This window comes from Corynebacterium sp. SA-MJD20WY100 (genome assembly GCF_039822565.1).
Lineage (GTDB): Bacteria > Actinomycetota > Actinomycetes > Mycobacteriales > Mycobacteriaceae > Corynebacterium > Corynebacterium phoceense_A.
In genome coordinates, this window is the sequence record NZ_JBCJKS010000026.1 from 13,705 (window position 1) to 35,169 (window position 21,465).

Here is a 21,465-nt window from a genome sequence, read left to right on the forward strand (position 1 = left end):
GCTTTAGAGCGCGGACCGCATCAGCTCCCGAATCTCCTCCACATTGGCGGGCTTCGGGAGCTTTTGTCCGTTCAGGTGCGTCACGCGCACCGGCCCGCGCGTCGAGGAGACGAGCCACACCGAGTCCGCCCCCAGCAGGTAGTCAACGTTCATTTCTTTGCGTTTACAGCGCCAGCCTTCTGCCTCCGCGCAGGCGAAGATGGCAGCTTGCGTCGTGCCCGGCAAAATTCCCGGCGCCGCAGGCGTGCGCAGCTTGCGCCCCTTGGTCGTCACGACCGACGAGCGGGAGCCCTCCAGCACGAGTCCTGTGCCGTTGAGATAAATGACATCTTGCGCGTCCTGCTTTTTGGCGTAGCGCAGCGCCGCCATCGTCGCGGCGTAGTTCACCGTCTTCGCCGGGAACTCCGTGGGCAGCTGCCACGTGCGCTCCATGGTGATGGCCTTCACACCCTTCTCACGCTCGCGCAGCGTCTCCGCATCAATGCCCTCGACCGCGACCCAACCAGTGGGAATGCTCGTCGACGCGCGCCCGCGCGTGAGCGTCCACGTGCACTTGCCCTCGGTCTCGCCCCACTCCTCGAGTGCGACCTCCGTGGCCTCCTGCCACTTCTCGGGCGTGGGCAGCGGCAGGTCGAGTGCCTCGGCCGAGCGCCGGAACCGCTCGAGGTGGCGTTCCACGTTATGAGCCTGTCCGCCCTCAACGCGCATGGCCTCAAAAATGCCGTCACCACGCGTGACGCCCAAATCGTCAGCAAAGAGCAGCGGGAGGTTCGCGTTATGGCGGCGAATAGACCCGCCAAAAGGCTCGACGACGTAGATGACAGGCGCAATACTCATGACTTCAATTATGCCCTACGATGGGGAACCATGACCTACGTTTCGCCGTTGCTTGACCGTCCCCGCGCTGCCGCTTTCCAGGGGGGCAGCCTCCTCGATAAAGAGGGCGTGGCCTGGCATTATGGCGATCCCCTCGTGGAGCAACGCTACGTCGAAAACGGCACCGCCGTCATCGACCGCTCGCAGCGCCGCGTGCTCGCCGTCACTGGCCCCGAGGCCGCGGTATACCTTAATAATCTGCTCTCCCAAAAGCTTGACGACGCCCCCTCGGGCTACGCCGCGTCCGCCCTCGACCTCGACATCCAGGGGCATATCCTCCACGCCGCAGACGTGGCCGTCGTCTCCCCTACCGAGATCTACCTCGACGTGCCCGACGCGCAGTTCGAGTCGCTGCGCGATTACCTCACAAAGATGATCTTCTGGTCCCAGGTCGAGGTGGCCGAGGCGGACCTTGCGATCCTCACGCTGCTCGGCAAGCCGGTCGACGGCTTCGACGCGGCCGCCGCGGGCATAGCCTTTGATCGCACCGTGGACTGGCTCGGCGCCCCGCGCCGCGATCTCGCCGTCCTGCGGGCCGAACTGGTCGACGCGGTCAAGGCCCTCGAAGCCGCCGGCGCCCACCTGGCTGGACTCATGGCGTTTACCGCCGAGCGCGTCCGCGCCCGCGAGCCGGAACTGGCCGCTGACCTCGACGATAAGGCGATCGCCCACGAGGTTCCCCAGTGGATCGGCCGCGGCGAACACCCCGGCGCCGTCCACCTCAACAAGGGCTGCTACCGCGGCCAGGAGACCGTCGCCCGCGTGGAGAACCTCGGTCGCTCGCCGCGCTTGCTAGTCCTTTTGTACCTCGATGGCTCCGCGCCGGACCGCCCCGAGCCGGGCGCCGATATCCTGTCCGGCCCCGGTGGGCGCCGCGTGGGCCGCCTGGGCACCGTCGTCGACGACTGTGACTTCGGCCCCATCGCCCTCGGCTTGGTCAAGCGTTCTGCACTCACGGGCACCGATCTCGTCACCGGCCCGCTGCGCGGCGAGGCGAACGTCGCCGCGAGCGTCGAGCCAGAGTCCATCCCCACGGATGAAGGCCCCAAGGCCGGGCGCGCCGCGGTGGAGAAATTGCGCGGCCGCTAGCCTTCTTTGCCCTGTAACAGGGGGCGGTGCGGAATTTTTTCGGCACACAGGCTATTGTGTCTAACAGGACCATACTGTTATTGAAATTCGATGGGGCATCCGAACTTCCCTGGAATGCCTACACACACCTCAAGGGGGTCATGCACATGGGACGCGGACGCGCGAAGGCGAAGCAGACCAAGGTTGCACGCCAGCTGAAGTACAACTCACCTGAGATGGATTTGGACTCGCTCCAGCGCGAGCTCGCCGCTCAGAAGCCGCGCAACGACTGGGATGACGAAGACGAGGTGGACTACGAAGACAAATACGCCGACTACATCGACGAGTATGACGATGAAGACGACGTTGAGGATGACACCGACTCTTCGGACAAGCGCTAAGTCCTAAGACTCTTATTCCGCCGCCGGCCCGCCCGGCGGCGGATTTTTGCATGTCCCCATCCTGACCGCGTCCGTCACGACGCTGTCAGCGCTTCTTCCGTCCGGCGCGCGACTAGCGGCGGACTTCAGGACAACGAAGGCCGCCAAACCCGCGGAAATCTGAGCCTTCGTTGTCGTGAAATCCGCGATACCGTTTCCACGCGACACACAGGCGCGTTCCGCCGCCTCGTTCCTTGCGATAATTCTCCGCGCGGCGCATGCGCCGACACGATTTTCGCAAGGAACCGGACACGCAAACGCCGCCCGGCCGGAGCGGCACGGGCGGCGTGGGTCTGAGGCGCGAGCTTAGAAGTTCGGGTGCTCACCCTGCATGATGACGCGCGGCTCGTCGCCGTCGGACTCGCGGATGGTGCCGAGCTCCCAGGCGTCAAGGTGGCGGGCGGTGAGCATGGCCAGGGCGCGGTCGCGGTCCTCCGGGGAGACGACGGCGATCATGCCAACGCCCATGTTGAAGGTCTTCTCCATCTCAGACAGGGCGATCTTGCCCACGGCAGCGATGGTGCGGAAGATCTGGGCCGGGGTCCAGGTCGCGCGGTTGACCTCAGCGGTGAGGCCCTCCGGGATGACGCGCTCGAGGTTGCCCGCGAGACCGCCGCCGGTGACGTGGCAGAACGTGGAGACCTGGCACTCGGCGGCGAGCGCCAAGCAGTCCAGCGCGTAGATCTTGGTCGGCTCGAGGAGTTCCTCGCCGAGGGTGCGGCCGAGCTCTTCCACGTGGCCGTCGAGCGGCAGGCCAGCCTGGTCAAGCAGGACGTAGCGGGCCAGCGAGTAGCCGTTGGAGTGCAGTCCAGAAGAACCCATGGCGATGAGCACGTCGCCATCGCGGACCTTGTCCGGGCCGAGGAGGCCATCAGCCTCGACGACGCCCACGGCCGTGGCGGAAACGTCGTACTCTTCCGGGTCCATGACGCCGGGGTGCTCCGCGGTCTCGCCGCCGAGCAGAGCGCAGCCTGCCTGGACGCAGCCTTCGGCAATGCCCTTGACGACCTCGGCGACCTTCTCCGGAACGACCTTGCCCACCGCAATGTAGTCCTGGAGGAACAGCGGCTCGGCGCCGCAGACCACGAGGTCATCGACGCACATGGCGACCAGGTCGATGCCGATGGTGTCGTGCTTGTCCATCGCCTGGGCGACGGCGAGCTTCGTGCCCACGCCGTCCGAACCAGCAGCGAGAATGGGCTCCTTGTACTCGCCCAGCTTGAACAGACCGGCAAAACCGCCGAGGCCGCCCATGACCTCCGGGCGGGTGGCGCGCTTGGCGTGCGGGGCGAAGAGGGTAACGGCGCGGTCGCCCTCTTCGATGCTCACGCCGGCAGCGGCATACGTGGTGCCGGAGTTCTCGGCGGCGGTCTCAGAGGAAGCGGTGGGGTTTTCAGACATCGCGGTGGGATTCCTTAAAAGTCGGTCGGAAGGGGTTTAGGCGTCGGTGCCTTGAAGTTTACGCACGGCCTCGGCATTGGGGTTGCCCGCTGGCAGGCCCAGGGGGTAGTTGCCGGTGAAGCACGCAGTGCACAGCTCCCTGCCGGGCTGCTCGGTCGCGCCGACCATGTCGTCGACGGACACGAAGCCTAGGGAGTCCGCGCCGATGGCTGCACGGATAACTTCGGCGACGGTCTCCGGGTCATCGGACGGCGTGGCATTCGCGATGAGCTCCGCAGGCGAGGCGAAGTCAATGCCGTAGAAGCACGGCCACTTCACCGGCGGGGACGCGATACGCACGTGGACCTCGGCGGCGCCGGCCTCGCGGAGCATGCGAATAAGGGCGCGCTGCGTGTTGCCGCGGACGATGGAGTCGTCGACGACCACGAGCTTCTTACCCTTGATGACCTCGCGCAGCGGGTTGAGTTTGAGGCGAATGCCGAGCTGGCGCTGCGTTTGCGTGGGCTGAATGAAGGTGCGGCCCACGTAGGCGTTCTTCACCAGGCCGTGAGCAAAGGTGATGCCGGACTCGCGGGCGTAACCCACGGCGGCGGGGTTGCCGGACTCGGGCACCGGGATGACCATGTCGGCGCCGTCGGCCGGGCACGAGCGCGCGAGGCGACGGCCGATATCCACGCGGGCGGCGTTGACGGAGCGGCCCTTAATCTGGGTGTCGGGACGTGCCAGGTAGACGTACTCGAAGACGCAGCCGTGGCGGGTGGGCTCGGCGAAGGTCTCGGAGCGGATGCCGGCCTCGTCGATGGAGATGAGCTCGCCCGGCTCGACCTCGCGGAGGAACTGGGCGCCCACGATGTCGAGCGCACAGGTCTCAGACGCGACGACCCAGCCCTTCTCCAGGCGGCCGATGACGAGCGGGCGCACGCCGTGCGGGTCGCGCGCGGCGTAAAGCGTGTGTCCATCGGTAAAGGTGAGCGAGAAAGCACCCTTGACGCGCGGCAGCAGCGCACGAGCGGAGTCGAAGACGGAGGTGCTGTCATCCACGCCTTCGGCAAGCAGCATGGACATGCACATGGAGTCCGAGACCGATTCCTGCGTGGGCTTAATCAAGCCCTTCTCCACGACCTCGGCGCGCAGCTCGAGGTAGTTAACGAGGTTACCGTTGTGGCACAGTGCAATGTCCACGCCGGACGAGGACGTCTCAAACATCGGCTGGACGTTCGACCATTCCTTGCCGCCCGCCGTGGAGTAGCGCGTGTGCCCCACGGCGACGTTGCCCTTGAGCGAGCCCAGGATGGATTCATCAAAAATATTGGCGACGAGGCCCATGTCCTTGAATACGACGATTCGCTCGCCGTCGCCGACGCCAATGCCGGCGGCTTCCTGGCCACGGTGTTGGAGAGCGAAGAGGCCGAAGTACGTGAGAGTGGAAACGTCCTCCCCCGGGGCCCAAACGCCAAAGACGCCGCACTCCTCGCGCGGTTCAGTCTCCCCCTGATCGTCAAGATCGGTCAGTGGGGCGGGGTGGGTAGTGACAGCAGCATGCGCAGGGTTAATCACGCGCCCCATCCTAGCCGCTACAGGCACAGAAAACTAAAAGATTACGGGGAGCCATTTCGCGATTTCCCCCGCGCGCGAACCCGAGGCGTCGATGCGACGCGCCTCCACTGCCGCGGACCACTGCGTCACACCCAGCGCCAATTCCAGCCAGGTGCGCGCGTCCGTCTCGACCACATTCGGGGGCGTGCCGCGCGTGTGACGAGGCCCCTCAATGCACTGGACGGCCACGAACGGGGGAACACGCAGCTCCACGCTGTGCCCCGGCGCGTCGTGTTCGACGGCACGGGCAGTGCGCCGGACGGCATCGGCAAGCTGTGCGCGGGAGGGAGCCGGCAACGCCGGGTCCCGCACCCAGGCTTCCACGGCAGCGACGGCGGCGCGGGTGGCGGCGGGGTCATGCACCTTCTTCATACCCCCGGATTGTAGACCCGTCGCGACGACTTATACCCTTTGCCTGCGAATCTGATCCACGAACCTTAAGGTAGTGACATGGCTAACGCTGAAACTCCGTCCCCGTCCCTCACGCTGCGCTTTATGGCCGCGCCCACGGACCTGCTTATCGCGGGCGCCCAGGGCATCGGCGGCGGCCGCGTCCTCGAATGGATCGATAAGGCCGCGTACGCCTGCGCCGCGCAGTGGTCCGGCACGTACTGCGTGACCGCCTACGTCGGCCACATCCACTTCACGCGCCCCATTCCCTCTGGTCACATCGTGGAGGTCCGCTCGCGCATTGCTATGACGGGCCGCACCTCCATGCACATCGTCAACGAGGTGCTCTCCGCCGACCCGCGTGACGGCTTCTTCACCCGCGCATGCGATTGCCTCGTCATCTTCGTGGCCCAGGACCCGACGACCGGCAAGCCGACCCCAGTGCCTTCTTTCGTCCCGCAGACGGATGACGAGCTGCGCGTCGAGGCCGCCGCGAAGTCCCGCATCGAGCTGCGCAAGGCCATCGAGGCAGAGATGGAAACGCAGACCTACGACGGGCCCTCGGATGCCCCGCGCATGGTCAACCGCTTCCTCGCCAAGCCCACGGACGTCAACTGGGGCGGCAAGGTCCACGGCGGCACGGCCATGGAATGGATCGATGAGGCCGGCACCGCCTGCACCATGGAGTGGTCCGGCGAGCAGACCATCGCCACGTACGCGGGCGGCATTCGCTTCTACCGTCCCATTTCCATCGGTGATCTCATCGAGGTCGACGCCCGCATGATGGTCACGGATACCCGCACCATGCAGCTGTCGGTCCACGTGCGCTCCGGCGCGCCTGCCGAGGGCCGTGCGAACCTCAAGACCGCCATCCACGCGACGGTGTCCTACATGGCGATCGATAACGACTGGCAGCCCCTCGGCGCCCGCCAATTCACCCCGCGCACCGAAGAGGACATTCGCTTAGCCGAGCATGCCCACATCCTGCGTGGCCTGCGCGGCAAGTACTCCCCACAGCCGCTCATCGTGGCGCCGAAGGTTCAGCACATCGACTAGCTTTCCGATGCCCCCTTATCCCGTCAGCTGGGCCAAAACAGCACGCGATCATCGAGCCTCATCTCTTCTTCGACGGCACCACGCGTGCGGCTTTCGCGTTCTACCACGAGATCTTCGGCGGCGAGGTCAAGCGCAGTTCGAGGGCCTGGCCGCCGACGGCACCGTGAACCTGCCGCTCACCCTGCAGCAGTAGAACGCCTACTACGGCCAGCTCTTGGACTGCTTCGGTGTGACCTGGTCGTTTACCATCAGGGCGTAATGCCGCGGTCTCGGAATTCTGACCAGACACTGGGCCAGGATGCGTGCCCGCGCCGCGGTCCTGCCGACAATCTTTAAAAACCTGCGGGGCGGGCTCAGCACGATTTTCGGCAGCTAGACCGCCCGCGCCCGCGCGTGGAGCTTCTCCCCGCGTCGCAGCTCGAGCACGTCCCCGGCGTGGAGCGTCACCCGCGCGGGCAGGACCACCGGCTTATAGAAGTCGATGTCGAACTCCCGGCGCGCGTCCGCCCACCCCGCCAGGCGCGCGGCGAGCAGCATGCCATGCGCGATCGGTGCGGGGAACCCAAAGGCCTTGGCACCCACAAGGCTCACGTGAATGGGGTTGCGATCGCCAGAAGCCTCCGCATAGTCGCGCACGTCCGCGCGCGTGAAGCGCCACTCGGCCACGCTTGCCGATGTCTCCCCCTCCCCCACGACGCGTCCCCCTTCCGGCTCGCCGGCCGGGGGCCTTCCTTTGCCGAGGAAGACGGACGTCTGCTCCCCAATCGGCTCACTTCGTTCGCCGCTGGGAAAGAACAAAGTACGCATATCTACAAGGGTGCCGCGCTTGTGCGGACGGGTGCGCTCGAGGGAGACCTCAATGTCATAGGTCTCGCCGACGCGCAGGGGCGCGGACTGGCGGATGGAGTTCGCGATGTGGACCGCGCCGAGCGGGGCGAAGGGAAACTCGGGCGTGGCCATCACGTCCATGACGAGCGGGAATGCGAGGACGAAGGGGAAGGTAATCGGCGCCTCGTCGCGCAGGGTCATTCCGGTCGCACGGGCATAACGCGCGAGCTGGGCCGGGTCCACAGTTACGTCGCGCACGCGCACGCCCTCGGGGTCGCCGGAGCGCGGGCCGCGCCGGGCAGCCGAGGCCACGAGGCGCGGGTAGAGCGCGTTCATGTCGGGCAAGCGGTCGAGTTCACGCATGGGTGTGTCACGCTCCCATCATGTTCTGGCCGCAGACGCGGACCACGTTGCCGCTCACCGCACGGGAGGCGGCGGCCGCGAAGTAGGCGACGGTCTCGGCAACGTCCACGGGCTTGCCGCCCTGCTGCAGCGAGTTGATGCGGCGGCCGATCTCGCGCGGGCCCAGCGGCATGACGGCGGTCATCGCGGTTTCAATGAAGCCCGGCGCGACCGCGTTGATGGTCGAGCCGTGCTCCGCGAGCGGGCCGTGCAGTGCGTCCACGAGGCCGATGATGCCTGCCTTCGTCGTCGCGTAGTTCGTCTGGCCGCGGTTGCCGGAGATACCTGCCATGGAGGACACACCGATGATGGACGCACCCGCGGCGAGTTCGCCGGACTCGAGGAGCTCCTGGGTAATTCGCACGGGCGCGCCGAGGTTAACGGCGAGCACCGCGTCCCATTGGCCGGGCTCCATGTTGAACAGCAGCCTGTCGCGTGTGATGCCCGCGTTGTGGACGACGACGTCGAGTGTGCGACCGTAACGGGCGCGGGCATGCTCGGCAAGGCGGGAGGCGGCATCGGCAGCCGTGACGTCGAGGGGCAGAGCGGTGCCCTTGACGCGGTTAGCTGTCTCCGTAAGCGACTCGCTGGCGCTGGGCACGTCAACGCAGATAACGTCAGCGCCGTCGCGCGCGAGCACGTCCGCGATGATCGCGCCGATGCCGCGCGCCGCACCCGTGACCACCGCGAGACGGCCATCGAGGGGACGCTGTGCCTCCCACGTCGGGGCGTCCGCGGTGCCGACGCGGAAGACCTGGCCGTCCACGAAGGCCGAGCGCGGCGAGAGCAGGAACGCGAGCGTCGAGGCAGCGTGCCCTGGTCCGCCTGCCGGGTCGACGTAAACGAGATTGCACGTCGCGCCCTTGCGCAGTTCCTTAGCAAGCGAACGAGTAAAACCCTCGAGTGCGCGGGCGGCAATGCGGGCAGTTCCCTCAAGTTTTTCCGGTGCTGCGCCGAGGACGACGAGCTTCGCGTTCGGCGCAAGCCCACCCAGGCGTGGATGGAAGAAGTCATAGAGCTTCCGCAGATCCTCAGGCCCGTCCAGGCCGGTGGCATCGAAGACGAGTCCGGCGGTCTCGCCCGTGCCAGAAGGCAGGAGCGCACGCAGGCCGTCCGACCACGCGCCGGGACTCCATTCAACCGATCCTACGAGCGGCGGTTCGCCTACTTCATAGCGTTTTAGGGGATATCCCTGCGGCACGCCGGCCTTCGCCGCGACGGGGGAACTGAAGATCTTTTGCGCTATTGACATGGTTATTTCCTCCTCAAAAGCAAAAATTCGTTAGTGACAATCCATACGATACACGCTAGAGTGTGATTCACAACATACTAATTCCGGTTCGCTAATGAAGGAGACCCCATGACCCGCACTCGCGTCGCCATCCTCGGCGGCAACCGTATCCCCTTCGCCCGTGCGAACAAGCACTACGCGCGGGCCTCCAATCAGGACATGCTCACCGCAGCGCTCGACGGACTCGTCGCCCGCTACGGTCTGCAGGACGCCCGTCTCGGACTCGTCGCCGCCGGCGCCGTGCTCAAGCACTCGCGCGACTTCAACTTGACGCGCGAGTCCGTCCTCGGCTCGGCGCTCGCTCCCGAAACGCCGGCGCTCGATGTGCAGCAAGCCTGCGCGACCTCGCTCACTGCGGCGGTCACAGTAGCCGACGCCATCACCGCCGGCCGCATCGAGGCAGGCATCGCCGGCGGCACAGACTCGGCATCCGATGCCCCACTCGCGCTCAACGATTCGCTCCGGCGCACCTTGCTCGCGCTCACGCGGGCGCGCTCCGTGCCCGAGCGCCTCAAACTTGTGGGCTCCTTGCGCCCGGACCAGCTTGCGCCGGAGCAGCCACGCAACGCCGAGCCGCGCACCGGCCTGTCCATGGGCGAACACGCAGCCCGCACCGCCGCCGAGTTGGGCGTGACCCGCGCGGATCAAGACGCGCTCGCGGCGGCCTCGCACCGCAACCTTGCGGCCGCGTGGGACGCCGGATTCTTCGACGACCTCGTCACCGGATTCCAGGGCCTGCGCGAGGACGGCGTGCTGCGCCGCGACACCAGTGAAGAGACCCTCGCCAAGCTCAAGCCAGTCTTTGGCAAGGAACAAGACGAGCCGACGATGACGGCGGGCAACTCCACGGCGCTCACGGACGGCGCGTCCTGCGCGCTGCTCGGCACCGAGGAATTCGCCGCCGCGTACCGCCTCGAGCCGCTCGCCTACCTCGTCGACTCGGAGACCGCCGCCGTCGACTTCGTCCATGGCTCGGAGGGGCTGCTCATGGCCCCCACGCACGCGGTGCCCCGCCTACTGGCACGCCAGGGGCTCACGCTCGAGGACTTTGACCTCTACGAAATCCACGAGGCCTTTGCCTCCCAGGTCCTCGCCACCCTGTCCGCCTGGGAGTCGGACGAGTACTGCCGCGATGTATTGGGGCTGCCCGGCGCGCTCGGCGGCATCGACAAGCAAAGGCTCAACGTTCACGGTTCCTCGCTCGCTGCGGGCCACCCGTTCGCAGCGACCGGAACGCGCATCCTCGCCACTGCAGCGAAGGCGCTTCACCAACGCGGCGGTGGCCGCGCGCTTATTTCCATCTGTGCCGCCGGCGGCCAAGGCGTCGCCGCGATTGTCGAAGCATAACTACTACTTACCGAAGGAGACCATCATGACCACCCCGACTGCTACCCGTCCCGACTTCGAGCCCGCCCCCGAGCCCCGCGCTAATTCCGCGCGGCCGGAGTCCGACAGCCCCGCGCGCCTGCCCATCAACCCCGATCCCACCGTCGCGCCCGAGCTCCAGGCCCTCCTGGACGGCTCCAACCCGGAGTTCCGCGCTGCGGCCCGCGAGTTCTTGAATGATCCGGCGCTCTACCCGCTGCCCGGTGCCTCCCTCGAGGAGCACCGCGCGCACACCTTCGCCAACCTCGCGGCCGTGCGCGACTTCGGTGGCTTCCAGCAGGGATTCCAGGAGTCCAACGGCGGCGCGACCAACCCGCGCGACGCCATGACCACGCTCGAGGCGCTTGCCCGCGTCGACGGCTCGCTCGCCATCAAGTCCGGCGTGCAGTGGGGCCTGTGGGGCGGCGCGCTCGATCAGCTCGGCACCGAACGCCACCGCGAGTGGGTCGTGGGTGCGGCTAACCTCTCCATCCCCGGTTGTTTTGCCATGACCGAACGTGGTCACGGCTCTGACGTGCAGTCTCTGGAGACCACCGCCACCTACGACCCGGATACGCAAGAATTTGTCATTGATACTCCCAGCCCCACTGCAGTGAAGAACTACATCGGCAACGCCGCCAACGACGGCCGCGCCGCCGCAGTCTTCGCTCAGCTCATCACCCCCGACTCCGATGGACGCGCGAATGGCGTCCATGCTTTCATCGTGCCCATCCGCGACGAGGACGGACAGCCGCTACCCGGCATCACCCTCGGCGACCACGGTTCCAAGGGCGGCTTGCTCGGCGTAGACAACGGCACCATCGCCTTCGATAAGGTGCGCATTCCGCGCGAAAACCTGCTCAACCGCTTCGCCGATGTCTCCGAGGACGGCACGTACTCCTCCCCCATCGCGAATAAGAATGCACGCTTCTTCACCATGCTCGGCACGCTCATCCGCGGTCGCATCGGCGTCTCCGGCGCGGCCGGCGGCGCCACGCAATCCGCGCTCACCATCGCGGTGCGCTACGCCAACCGACGCCGCCAGTTCGCCGGCGCCACGGGCCGCGATAAGCGACTCATCGAACACCGCCAGCACCGCCGTCGCCTGCTCATCCCGCTCGCGCGCACCTACGCACTGCAGCTTCTTCACAACCAGATCCTGGACCGCTACCAGGAGCAGGTGGAACAGCAGAGCTCCGGCGCATGGTCCGTCACCGAGCCCACGGACGAGCACAAATTCGCCTCCCGCGAGATGGAGTCGCTCGCCGCCGCCATCAAGACCGCACACACCACCCACGCCACGCGCACCATCCAGGAATGCCGCGAGGCCTGCGGCGGCGCGGGCTACATGACGGAAAACCGCCTCACCACCTACCGCGCGGACTCGGACGTCTACGCGACCTTTGAAGGCGATAACACGGTACTCATTCAGATGGTGGGCAAGAATCTGCTCACTGCCTACGGCCGCGACATGGCCGACATGACCCCGTGGGACACCGTGAAGTACGCGGCGACTACTGCCTCGGACGTCGTGCGTCGCCGCACCGGCTTCACTACGCGCCTGCAGGACATTCGTGACCTCGTCAATGCAGATTCGCTTTTCGATGCCGCCTACCAGACGCGGCTTATCGATGACCGCGCCCAGTCGGTCCTGCGTTCGCTCGTGCGCCGCGTCCAGCCTGCCCGCAAGGCCGACCGCATCCAGGCCGCAGCAATTATGGACAAGTGCCAAGACCACCTCATCGCCGTCGGCTGGGCACGAGTCGACGCGCTGCTCATCCAGGCCATGGTTGAGGCCGAGCGCTCCCTCGAGGAAGGCTCGATGGCCCGCCAGGTCATGGAACAGCTGCGCACGCTGCTCGCCTTCGACATCATCACGCAGCACGCCGGGTGGTACCAGGAGCACAACCTCCTGCCGGGCGGCCGCGTCAAGGCGGCCCGCGCCGCGATGAACGACTTGGTCGACTCGCTCGCGCCGTGGTCTGACGTCCTCGTCGACGCCTTCGGCAGCCCCGCCGAGGTGACCAACGTGCCCATGCTCACCGAGCCGGGCATCGACCTCCACGACACCACGGACTAAACCACAACATTTCGCTAGACTGCTGAAGTGCACGACGGCGCTGCTTTCGGCCTGCCCGCCGAGCAGGCCGACCGCATCATGAACGCCCACCTGGAAATCGCGGACGGCTGGACCCTCATGGGCTCCGACGGCCGCGTCGTCCTGCCGATGGGCAAGCAGCAGTGGGGTAATGTCTACGGCCAAGTCGAGGACAAGTTCGGCTTTTCTGGTCCGTCAACATCCCGAGCGCATAGCGGCTCTCGCACATCAGGCAGCCAGCGCGGTCAGCACGCTAGGTCGCTGACACGACGACCATCCACACAGCGATGAGGTGCACGATAGCCGCGGCCACCGTCGCGGTGTGGAAGTGTTCGTGATAGCCGAACCATTGGGCGTTGCGCCCGGGCCATTTGAAGCCATAGATGAGCGCGCCGAGTGAATAGATAATTCCTCCGGCGAACAGCAGCCACACGACTGCTGGGCCCGCCTCGCGCCACAACTGCGGAATGAGGGGCACAACGAGCCACCCCAGACCCAGGTAGACCACGACGTCGAGCCACCGCGGGTGAGAAATCCACACGAGATTCAGCACCACCGCAGCGATGGCGCCTATCCACGCGATGACGAGCAACCACCACGCGTTGTCCACCGCAATGCACAGCAGAGGCGTGTAGGTCGCAGCAATAAACACCGCAATGGTCGAGTGGTCTGCGCGCCGCCACCACGCCACGGTAGAAACCTTGCCCCAAGGCACGAGGTGATACGCGGCGGAAACTCCGAACAACCCGATGAGTCCCACTGCGTACACCGTCACCCCCAGAGCCGCGCCCCACGGCAAGCGCATCCACGCGAAGGTAGCAAGGACCGTCGAGGCCACAAGTGCTGCGATAGCTGCGCCGAAGTGGAACCATCCACGCCCCGCTGGCCGCTGGCCGCGGTCAGCCATGACATACGTGCGGGTAATCAGGCCCTCGTCCATCGTGGTGCCTCCCATTCAGTTAACCTACGCTACCGTAACCATACCAGAGCACCACTCCCCACAGTCGGCCTTCACACCATGCATGAGCGAGCGGCAGGCCCCCTCACCCAGTCGAATTCATCTCACACAGTAAGCTCTTTGCCCAGCGCACCCGCGATATTATCATCGTTAACATGAATGTCATCGCCTCGTTCCTCTCGGCTCTCCTCGTCGCGCTTCCAGCCCTGCCAGACCCTCTCACGACACCACTCACCTTCCCCCAGATGTCGAGCACCACGCTGCCCGCTGTCGAGGGCACCGCGGAGGTGCCCGCAAGCGATGTCGCGACGTCCGACACGAAGCTTGCCGCGACGCGCCATATTCACGACAATCTCTATGAGATAGACATCTACTCGGCATCGATGGACCGCGTCATCACCAATAACCTGCTGCTGCCGCCGGGCGGGCCCGACAACACCACGCCGCGCCCCACGTTCTATCTCATGCAGGGCTCCTACGGTGGCGAGCGCGGCGACACGTGGGCGACAGCCACAGACTATGAATCCCTCTTTCGCGGTAAAAACGTCAACGTCGTCTCACCCATCGGTGGCGACGGCACGCTCTTCTATGACTGGAAGAGCACGACCACGCCCGTGGGCACCGCGAAGTGGATGACGTACTACACGCAGGAACTGCCGTTCATCATGGAGACGCAGTTTCATGCCACTGACAAACGCGCCATCGCAGGCCTCTCGGCCTCCGGCGCACCGGCCCTCAACATCGCAGAGGCTTATCCCGATAAGTACGTCGCCGTTGCGTCGCTGTCTGGCTACACGGCGGTCTCCTCCACGATGGGCCGCATCATGTCGCTCGGCGTCACGGCTGCAAAGATGGCGCCCGTGTGGGGGATGTTTGGATGGCCGGATGATCCGGAATGGCTCCACTACGATCCAATCCTCCACGTGGACAAGCTCAAAAATACGAAGGTCTACTTCTATTCCGGCTCCGGCCTGGAAAAAGACGGCTTCGGCACCGTCCAACGCGGCATGTTCTGGAACGGCGTCATGGAGTACCTCGTACGCCTCACCAACGATCCTTTCGTCGCCCAGGCACGTGGCGCGGGCGTCGACGTCACCTATGACCGCGAGGCCTATGGCATTCACGATTGGCCGTACTACGAAGACGCCCTTGGCAAAAGCTGGACGAAGGTCATTGGCCCTGCGCTCGGGGCATAAGTCACCCACTTTTCGGCCGGGTTTTAGGATCCACGGGCGTGCGCAGCGGTAGTCGCCACCCATCCTCAACTAGTTTCTCGAATGAAGAAAAGTTAAACTTAATGAATGCGACTTTCTCTCTCTCGTGTCGCCGCCACCGCTCTGACGGCCACCACTTTGGCAGCTACCGCTTTCGTCACCGGCCTTGCAGCTCCGGCTCAGGCCGACCCCCTTGCCCCGGGGCCGTCACTTACGGGCACCGCTGCCCCGCAGCCGTGGCTTGGTAATACGCCGTTCATCGTCTCGAAGAAACACGTGGACGGCAACCACTGGAAGGTGCGCGTGTGGTCCCCGGCCAACCGCGCCGTCGTCGACAACAACGTCCTGCTGCCCTCGGGTGACCAGCCGCGACCGTCCTTCTACTTGCTGCCCGGGATCAAGGGCGGCCAGGCAGGCCTCAACTGGATGTCCCACAGCGACGTCAAAAGCTGGTTCGCCAATAAAAACGTCAACGTCGTCATGCCGCTGGGCGGTCCATACTCCCTCTACACGGACTGGGATTCCACGGATCCCATCCTTGGTGTCAACAAGTGGAACACTTACATGACGCGGGAGCTTCCTCCGCTCATTGACAAAGAATTCCATGGCACCGGCCACGACGCCATCGGCGGCCTATCCTCCACGGGCGCCGCGGCGCTCGACATCGCAGGCCATGCCCCGCGCCGCTTCGTTGCTGCGGCCTCGTATTCCGGCTGCCCCATTCGTTCCGGCGCCTACGGCGGCACAATCTCCACAGCCATGATCGCCTTGGGCGGCGGCTCCTCGTTTAACGCGTGGGGCATGCCCGGCAATGCCTCGTGGCGCGAGCATGATCCCAACGCCAACCTGGATCGTCTGCGCGGCGTCAAGGTCTTCGTCGCCTCCGCCTCCGGCCAACCTGGCGGCCCTGACGGCATCGGCAACTTAAGCTCCGCCGCCGGCCAGGCATTCGGTCCCGCCGAGGTCGAAATCGTCGCCAACGACTGCACCCAGCAGTTCACCAATAATGCGCGCCGCGCCGGGCTCGACGTCAACCGCTATTACACGCCACAGGGCTCTCATTCCTTTGGCCTTTTCTCCCACCAGATGAAGGTGAGCTGGGCTCAAACCATCGCACGCACTATCGGCGCCGCGGATCTCTAAAGACCCCGTCTGAGGGCAGCGTCGCGCAGACACAAGAGCGAAAACGTCCCTAGGACGTGACTCAGGACACTAGGGTGAAGCCATGACCGTTTCTCCTGCCTCCGCCCGCCTGCGTGCGCTGTGCATCGCCGCGGCCATCACTTCGCTCCTCGTCGCGGCGTGGATCGACCCCGCCGTAGCCTCCGCACAATCCGCAGAGAACTCCTCTACTGAAGGCAGTGCCGACAGCGAATCTGCACGCACCGCCACCGAAGGCTCGGTGGCGATTTCCGATGACTCTGCCCTCAGTTCCATTGGCTCTTCACGCCTAGGCGATCCCCTCGTCGCGCCGCGTGGTTCCGCCCAGTTACCTGACGCCCTCGGCTCAGGTGACGGCAGCTCGGATGGACAATGGCTGGGTAGTTCTGTTCCGGCATTCAAAGGTCTCTCGAGCAACGGGGCCGGCAGCTCGTCGAGCGGAGACTCCTTTGCCACGGCTCAGCTATCCAGTGAGGAAGAACGAGGCGAACCTTCCCTTGTCGATTACGGTCCTGAGCCGCGTCTGCTCGACACCCGCCCCGTCGAAGGCAACCTCGTCGAGATCGATGTCTGGTCACCGGCGAATCAGAGCATCGTCACCAATCTTTTGTTGCGAGCCCCGCAGACCGACACCCCAGCATCGACGCTCGTGCTCATGTCCGGCGCTGACGGCGGCGCAGGTGGTGCCAACTGGCACACGGAGACTGATTACGAAGAATTCTTTGCCGATAAGCAGGTCAACGTCGTCACCCCCATCGGCGGCGGCGCGTCGATGTACGTCAATTGGGAAAACACGAACTCGCCTGCTGGCCGCAATCAATGGGCTACGTACCTCGGCGAGGAACTCCCCCGCGTCGTCCAAGAAGAATTCAATGGCACCGGCCAGGACGCCATTGCTGGCCTGTCTATGTCCGGCGGCCCCGCGCTGCACATTGCGGCGGAAAACCCCGAGCGGTTCGCCGCGGCAGCATCGTTCTCCGGCTTTCCCGCGACCTCCGGCGTCCTAGGGCGCATTGTCAGCCAGGGCATCCTCAAAGGCTCGGAGGGCAGCTCCGTCGACGCCTTCGGCTTGTCTAGCAGCGATGCGTGGCAGCTCAATGATCCTTCCTACGACCCAGCGGCGCTGCGTAATACCGACGTGTTCGTGGGCACCGCCTATGGCATCCCCACCGCAGAGGAATTGGGCGGCAATTGGACGTGGGGGCTCACCCTCGAGGCAGTCTCCCAAGTCACCTCGAACTACTTCACCCGCGCGGCCCAGGCGCGCGGCGTCCACGTCGAGCGCTTTCACACGACGTTTGGCGCACACTCGTACGCGTTGTTCGAGCGAGAGCTGCACGCAGCGTGGGATTCAACCATCGCTCCAGCACTCGGACTGGAGTAGCGCTGCACCCCACATGAAGTGACCACGTGGTAAAAACTGCGCGAACATTTCTAAAGCACCAAACAAACTTCCAGGTGACGAGTGATTCGGTTGTTTTCACCCACGACTTTTGCGCGTTAAATGCTCTCTGTCCATTCGCTTTTCTCCTCATCGAGCTCAAGGATTTGTATGCATTCTCGACGCATTGGCACGCTGGCTATCGCTGCCCTCGTCTCCTCCCTCGCCGCCGTTCCAGCCCACGCCGCGACGGACGGCTCCCAGGTCGTCATCTCCGAGGCTTATGGCGGCGGCGGAAACTCCGGCGCCACGTACACGCACGACTTCATCGAGCTGTATAACCCGACGAACGCCGACATCGATCTCACCGGCTACACCGTTGAGTACTTCTCCGGCAAGGGCGGCTCCGGTGGCAAGGCCACACTCACGGGCTCTATTCCTGCCGGCGGCCACTTCCTCATCCAGGGCGGCCCGGGCAACGGCGGCACCACCGCGCTGCCCACCCCAGACGCCGACGCCGGCCTCGCCATGTCCGGCACCAACGGAGCGGTCCAGCTTGCCGATGCCGCCGGCACCACCGTCGACACCGTCGGTTACGGTTCCGCCACCATCAACGAGGGCTCCCCCGTCGCTGGCGCCTCCAACTCGCAGTCGGTCTCCCGCGATGCCGCAGGCACCGACACCGACAACAACGCCGCGGACTTCACCGCGGGCGCCCCCACGCCGCAGAACTCCGGCGCCGCGCCGACCGACCCAACAGATCCGACGGATCCGACCGACCCGACTGACCCCGCGACTCCGGTCGATCCCGCGACCATCACGCCCATCGCCAAGATCCAGGGCACGGGCGCCGCATCCCCGCTCGTTGATCAGACTGTGACGACCGAGGGCGTCGTCACCGCAGTATGGAAGGAAGGCGGCCTCAACGGCTTCACCATCCAGACCGGCGGCACCGGCGAGACCGCTCCGAAAGTCGGCGAGGCGTCCCACGGCATCTTCGTCTACATGGGCTCCCGCACGGACTACCCAGAGCTCGGCGCCTCCGTTCAGGTCTCCGGCAAGGTCTCTGAGTTCTACAACGCCACGCAGATCACCGCTGCTGAGATTTCCTCGCTCGCTGAGGCACTGCCTGCCGTCACGCCGGTCGCTATCGATGAGCTACCAGCCGGCGATGCAGCCCGCGAGCCCTTCGAGGGCATGCTCGTCCAGCCGGGTACCCACACGGTGACGAATAACTACGCGCTCAACACCTTCGGCGAAGTCGGCCTCAACGGCGGCACCGAGTACCTGCGCCAGCCGTCGGATATCTACGAGCCCTCCAAGGAGCCGAATTCCGATCTGCAAAAGCTCGCTGCGTCCAACAAGGAACGCCTCGTCATCCTCGACGACGCCCGCACGAAGAACTACATGCAGTCGGACAAGAACACCCCACTGCCCTACATCTCGCAGGACGGCGGCTCGACCATCAAGTCGCTGCGTACCACGGACCAGGTCGAGTTCCAGCACCCCGTCGTCGTTCACTACTCGCATGACGCCTGGCGCTTCGAGCCCACCACACCGGTCACCGGCAACGCCTCCGGCGCTGACTTGCCCATCTCCTGGGAAGATTCCCGCGCAGCCATCGAGGGCGGCGTAGACGTCAAGGGTGACTACACCATCGGCGCATTCAACGTCCTTAACTACTTCGTCTCCCTCGGCGAGGAGTTTGGCGGCACCAGCCACAAGGACAAGGACGGCAACCCGGTCACCGTCAACCGCGGCACGACCCGTGGTGCGTGGACCGCTTCGGCCCTGGCTGACCAGCAGGCCAAGATCGTCGCCGCCATCAACGGTCTCGACGCTGACGTCATCGCCCTGTCTGAGATCGAAAACGGCTACGCCGTCACCGGCGACATCAACGAGCGCGATAACGCTCTGAAGACACTGACCGAGGCTCTCAACGCCGCAGGGGGCAACTGGGAGTATGTGAAGTCCCCGTCGAATGTCCCGGTCAAGGGCGATGTCATTCGCACCGCGTTTATCTACGCCCCGGATCGCGTCAAGCCAGTGGGGGAGTCCCGCATCTTCACCGATGACCGCTTCACCGGCACCGCCCGCGAGCCGCTCGCCCAGGAATTCGCGGCGACGGATCCGAACGTGAAGGAAACTTTCGTCGCGGTCGCCAACCACTTCAAGTCCAAGGGTTCCGTCGCCAAGGGCGACGCTGACTCCGGCGACGGCCAGGGCAACAACCCGAACGTCCGCAACGCTCAGGCGCAGGCTGTGCTCGATCACCTTGCCAAGCAGGAGGACTGGGAGGGCAAGGCCACCTTCGTCATGGGTGACCTCAACACGTACACCATGGAGAAGGCCCTCGGCGTCTTCCGCACGAACGGCTACACCGTCCCGGCCGAGACCTACGGTGCCGATCCGTCCTACCAATTCGACGGTCTCCTCGGTACCCTCGACCACGTGTCGGCCAACGAGGTTGCCTCCGGCAAGGTCTCTGACGCCCAGGTCTGGAACATCAACTCGGACGAGTCGGTCGCCTTCGAGTACTCCCGCCGCAACTACAACGTGGTGGACTTCTACGACAACTCCCCGTTCCGAGCTTCGGACCACGACCCGGTCAAGGTCGGCTTCTCACTGTCTGCCACCGATCCTTCAGACGATGACCAGCCCAAGGACGAAGATCCGAAGGATGACGACACCACCTCCGATGCCCGCGGAGTCAAGGAGATGAAGATCGTCGACGGCGAGCTCATCGTCTACTACACCGACGGCACGGAGCAGAACCTCGGCACCGTCCGTGGCGAGCCCGGCAAAGACGGCGCCGACGGCAAGGATGGCGAGGACGGCACTAATGGTGTCGATGGCAAAGACGGTGCCGACGGCAAGGACGGCGAGGACGGCACTAATGGTGTCGATGGCAAAGACGGCGCCGATGGCAAGGACGGCGCAGACAGTCGCTCCGTGACCAAGGTGCAGGTCCTCGACAACGGCGACTTGGAAGTCACTTACTCTGACGGCACCACCGAAATTGCCGGCAACATTCAGGGCCTGGAGAGTAAGCCCGGCCGCGACGGTGCCGACGGCAAGGACGGCGAGGACGGCACCAATGGTGTCGACGGCAAAGACGGCGCCGACGGCAAGGACGGTCGCGGCATCGAGAGCATCGAGGCCAACGAGGACGGCTCGCTCACGGTGACCTTCACCGATGGCACGCAGCAGAACGTCAAGGTCTCGGGCCAGGTGCCGAAGGAAGCCGGTGACGAGGAGACGGACAAGGACACCACGCCAGGCAAGGACGCGGACGGCGCGGATTCCTCGAGTCTGGGCACGGGCGGCATCGTCGGCATTGTGCTCGCGGTGCTGGCGCTCGTGGGTGCCTTCCCGTTCGTGGCAGCTGTCTTCGGCCAGATTCCGGACAGCGCATTGCAGGCGCTGCCTGCGCCGGTGCGCATGGCCATTAAGAATCTGAAGATGTAGCACACAACGCAGACAGGGCCCCGGTTTGTGTGGGCCCTTTCGTCGTTTTCGTGCGTTATATCCCCACGGCCGCGAGGTGCCGGGGTTCGGTCTTATCCACGTGCTTTTGGGTAGTCGGGGTGCTTGGTCAGCCATGGCTTCACGTAGGGGCACACGGCGACGATGCGCTGGCCGCCGTCGACGTCACCATCGACGTCGAAGTAGACCGTATAGACCGCCAAGGTGTCGCCCACGCGGACTTCGTAGGCCGGGGAGTTTTCCTGCGTGCCGGACGTACATGTACTCTGCTCGCTCATGTCTGCTCCTTCGTTGAGCCGCGCAGCTTTAGCCGTGCGTTGAGCAAGGCAGATGCGGGCAGCGGGTCGGGTTGTGCCGGCGGGGCGGGTGCGGGGGCATCGGAAGGCTGGGCGGCGGCTTCGGCCAGCATGAGTGCGACCTTGGTGTGGGGGTTAAGGCAGTACGCGCAGCCGTT

19 protein-coding genes are annotated in these 21,465 nt (G+C 65.3%); 10 read left to right on the forward strand and 9 right to left on the reverse strand.

Annotation, left to right across the window (positions count from 1 at the left end):
- Positions 1-3: 3 nt before the first annotated feature.
- Positions 4-837: an aminodeoxychorismate lyase gene (locus ABJ196_RS11595; RefSeq protein ID WP_347307268.1), complete on the reverse strand. Its 834-nt coding sequence runs from the start codon at positions 835-837 to the stop codon at positions 4-6.
- 30 nt (positions 838-867) lie between these two features.
- On the opposite strand from ABJ196_RS11595, the gene ABJ196_RS11600 reads away from it, so the two are divergent.
- The gene (locus ABJ196_RS11600) at positions 868-1,965 is read left to right on the forward strand and encodes a folate-binding protein (protein ID WP_347307270.1); all 1,098 of its coding nucleotides are present in this window, start codon (positions 868-870) and stop codon (positions 1,963-1,965) included.
- A 146-nt stretch (positions 1,966-2,111) separates the two neighbouring features.
- Positions 2,112-2,345, forward strand: coding sequence for a DUF3073 domain-containing protein (locus ABJ196_RS11605; RefSeq protein WP_181734566.1), 234 nt, complete (start codon positions 2,112-2,114; stop codon positions 2,343-2,345).
- Between the two features lie 345 nt (positions 2,346-2,690).
- Here ABJ196_RS11605 and purM read toward each other — a convergent pair whose 3' ends face one another.
- The 3 genes from purM to ABJ196_RS11620 all read right to left on the reverse strand — a co-directional run bounded on the left by purM (position 2,691) and on the right by ABJ196_RS11620 (position 5,753).
- The gene (gene purM, locus ABJ196_RS11610; RefSeq protein ID WP_347307272.1) at positions 2,691-3,785 is read right to left on the reverse strand and encodes a phosphoribosylformylglycinamidine cyclo-ligase; all 1,095 of its coding nucleotides are present in this window, start codon (positions 3,783-3,785) and stop codon (positions 2,691-2,693) included.
- Positions 3,786-3,821: 36 nt separating this feature from the next.
- Positions 3,822-5,297: an amidophosphoribosyltransferase gene (gene purF, locus ABJ196_RS11615; protein WP_347307303.1), complete on the reverse strand. Its 1,476-nt coding sequence runs from the start codon at positions 5,295-5,297 to the stop codon at positions 3,822-3,824.
- Positions 5,298-5,375: 78 nt separating this feature from the next.
- Positions 5,376-5,753, reverse strand: coding sequence for a sterol carrier family protein (locus tag ABJ196_RS11620; RefSeq protein WP_347307274.1), 378 nt, complete (start codon positions 5,751-5,753; stop codon positions 5,376-5,378).
- Positions 5,754-5,831: 78 nt separating this feature from the next.
- On the opposite strand from ABJ196_RS11620, the gene ABJ196_RS11625 reads away from it, so the two are divergent.
- Positions 5,832-6,827, forward strand: coding sequence for a hotdog domain-containing protein (locus ABJ196_RS11625; protein ID WP_347307276.1), 996 nt, complete (start codon positions 5,832-5,834; stop codon positions 6,825-6,827).
- Between the two features lie 372 nt (positions 6,828-7,199).
- Here the strand turns inward: ABJ196_RS11625 and ABJ196_RS11630 are convergent, their stop codons facing one another.
- Positions 7,200-8,018 (reverse strand): MaoC/PaaZ C-terminal domain-containing protein, encoded by an 819-nt coding sequence (locus ABJ196_RS11630; RefSeq protein ID WP_347307279.1) that lies wholly within the window; start codon positions 8,016-8,018, stop codon positions 7,200-7,202.
- Between the two features lie 7 nt (positions 8,019-8,025).
- Positions 8,026-9,309 (reverse strand): 3-oxoacyl-ACP reductase, encoded by a 1,284-nt coding sequence (locus ABJ196_RS11635; protein ID WP_347307281.1) that lies wholly within the window; start codon positions 9,307-9,309, stop codon positions 8,026-8,028.
- A 108-nt stretch (positions 9,310-9,417) separates the two neighbouring features.
- Here ABJ196_RS11635 and ABJ196_RS11640 point away from each other — a divergent pair, with 108 nt between their 5' ends.
- Genes ABJ196_RS11640 through ABJ196_RS11650 form a run of 3 tightly spaced genes read left to right on the forward strand, consistent with a single transcriptional unit; the run spans position 9,418 to position 13,102 of the window.
- Entirely contained in the window at positions 9,418-10,695 is a 1,278-nt protein-coding gene (locus ABJ196_RS11640; RefSeq protein WP_347307283.1) for an acetyl-CoA C-acetyltransferase, read from the forward strand.
- 25 nt (positions 10,696-10,720) lie between these two features.
- Entirely contained in the window at positions 10,721-12,793 is a 2,073-nt protein-coding gene (locus ABJ196_RS11645; RefSeq protein WP_347307285.1) for an acyl-CoA dehydrogenase family protein, read from the forward strand.
- A gap of 27 nt (positions 12,794-12,820) precedes the next feature.
- Positions 12,821-13,102, forward strand: a complete 282-nt coding sequence (locus ABJ196_RS11650) for a hypothetical protein (protein WP_347307287.1) — start codon at positions 12,821-12,823, stop codon at positions 13,100-13,102.
- Here the strand turns inward: ABJ196_RS11650 and ABJ196_RS11655 are convergent.
- A complete protein-coding gene (locus tag ABJ196_RS11655) occupies positions 13,065-13,766 on the reverse strand; it encodes a hemolysin III family protein (protein WP_347307289.1) in 702 nt (233 codons plus the stop codon). The two genes, ABJ196_RS11650 and ABJ196_RS11655, sit on opposite strands and share 38 nt — an antisense overlap.
- A 158-nt stretch (positions 13,767-13,924) precedes the next feature.
- On the opposite strand from ABJ196_RS11655, the gene ABJ196_RS11660 reads away from it, so the two are divergent.
- The 4 genes from ABJ196_RS11660 to ABJ196_RS11675 all read left to right on the forward strand — a co-directional run bounded on the left by ABJ196_RS11660 (position 13,925) and on the right by ABJ196_RS11675 (position 20,993).
- Positions 13,925-14,965: an alpha/beta hydrolase family protein gene (locus ABJ196_RS11660; RefSeq protein ID WP_347307291.1), complete on the forward strand. Its 1,041-nt coding sequence runs from the start codon at positions 13,925-13,927 to the stop codon at positions 14,963-14,965.
- Positions 14,966-15,070: 105 nt separating this feature from the next.
- Complete coding sequence (locus ABJ196_RS11665) at positions 15,071-16,126, forward strand: alpha/beta hydrolase family protein (protein ID WP_347307293.1); 1,056 nt, start codon at positions 15,071-15,073, stop codon at positions 16,124-16,126.
- Positions 16,127-16,208: 82 nt separating this feature from the next.
- Complete coding sequence (locus ABJ196_RS11670; protein WP_347307295.1) at positions 16,209-17,528, forward strand: alpha/beta hydrolase family protein; 1,320 nt, start codon at positions 16,209-16,211, stop codon at positions 17,526-17,528.
- Between the two features lie 168 nt (positions 17,529-17,696).
- A complete protein-coding gene (locus ABJ196_RS11675; protein WP_347307297.1) occupies positions 17,697-20,993 on the forward strand; it encodes an ExeM/NucH family extracellular endonuclease in 3,297 nt (1,098 codons plus the stop codon).
- 92 nt (positions 20,994-21,085) lie between these two features.
- Here ABJ196_RS11675 and ABJ196_RS11680 read toward each other — a convergent pair whose 3' ends face one another.
- The gene (locus tag ABJ196_RS11680) at positions 21,086-21,289 is read right to left on the reverse strand and encodes a hypothetical protein (RefSeq protein ID WP_347307299.1); all 204 of its coding nucleotides are present in this window, start codon (positions 21,287-21,289) and stop codon (positions 21,086-21,088) included.
- Positions 21,286-21,465: hypothetical protein (locus ABJ196_RS11685; RefSeq protein ID WP_347307301.1), on the reverse strand; the 180-nt coding region annotated here is incomplete at its 5' end. The genes ABJ196_RS11685 and ABJ196_RS11680, both read right to left, overlap by 4 nt.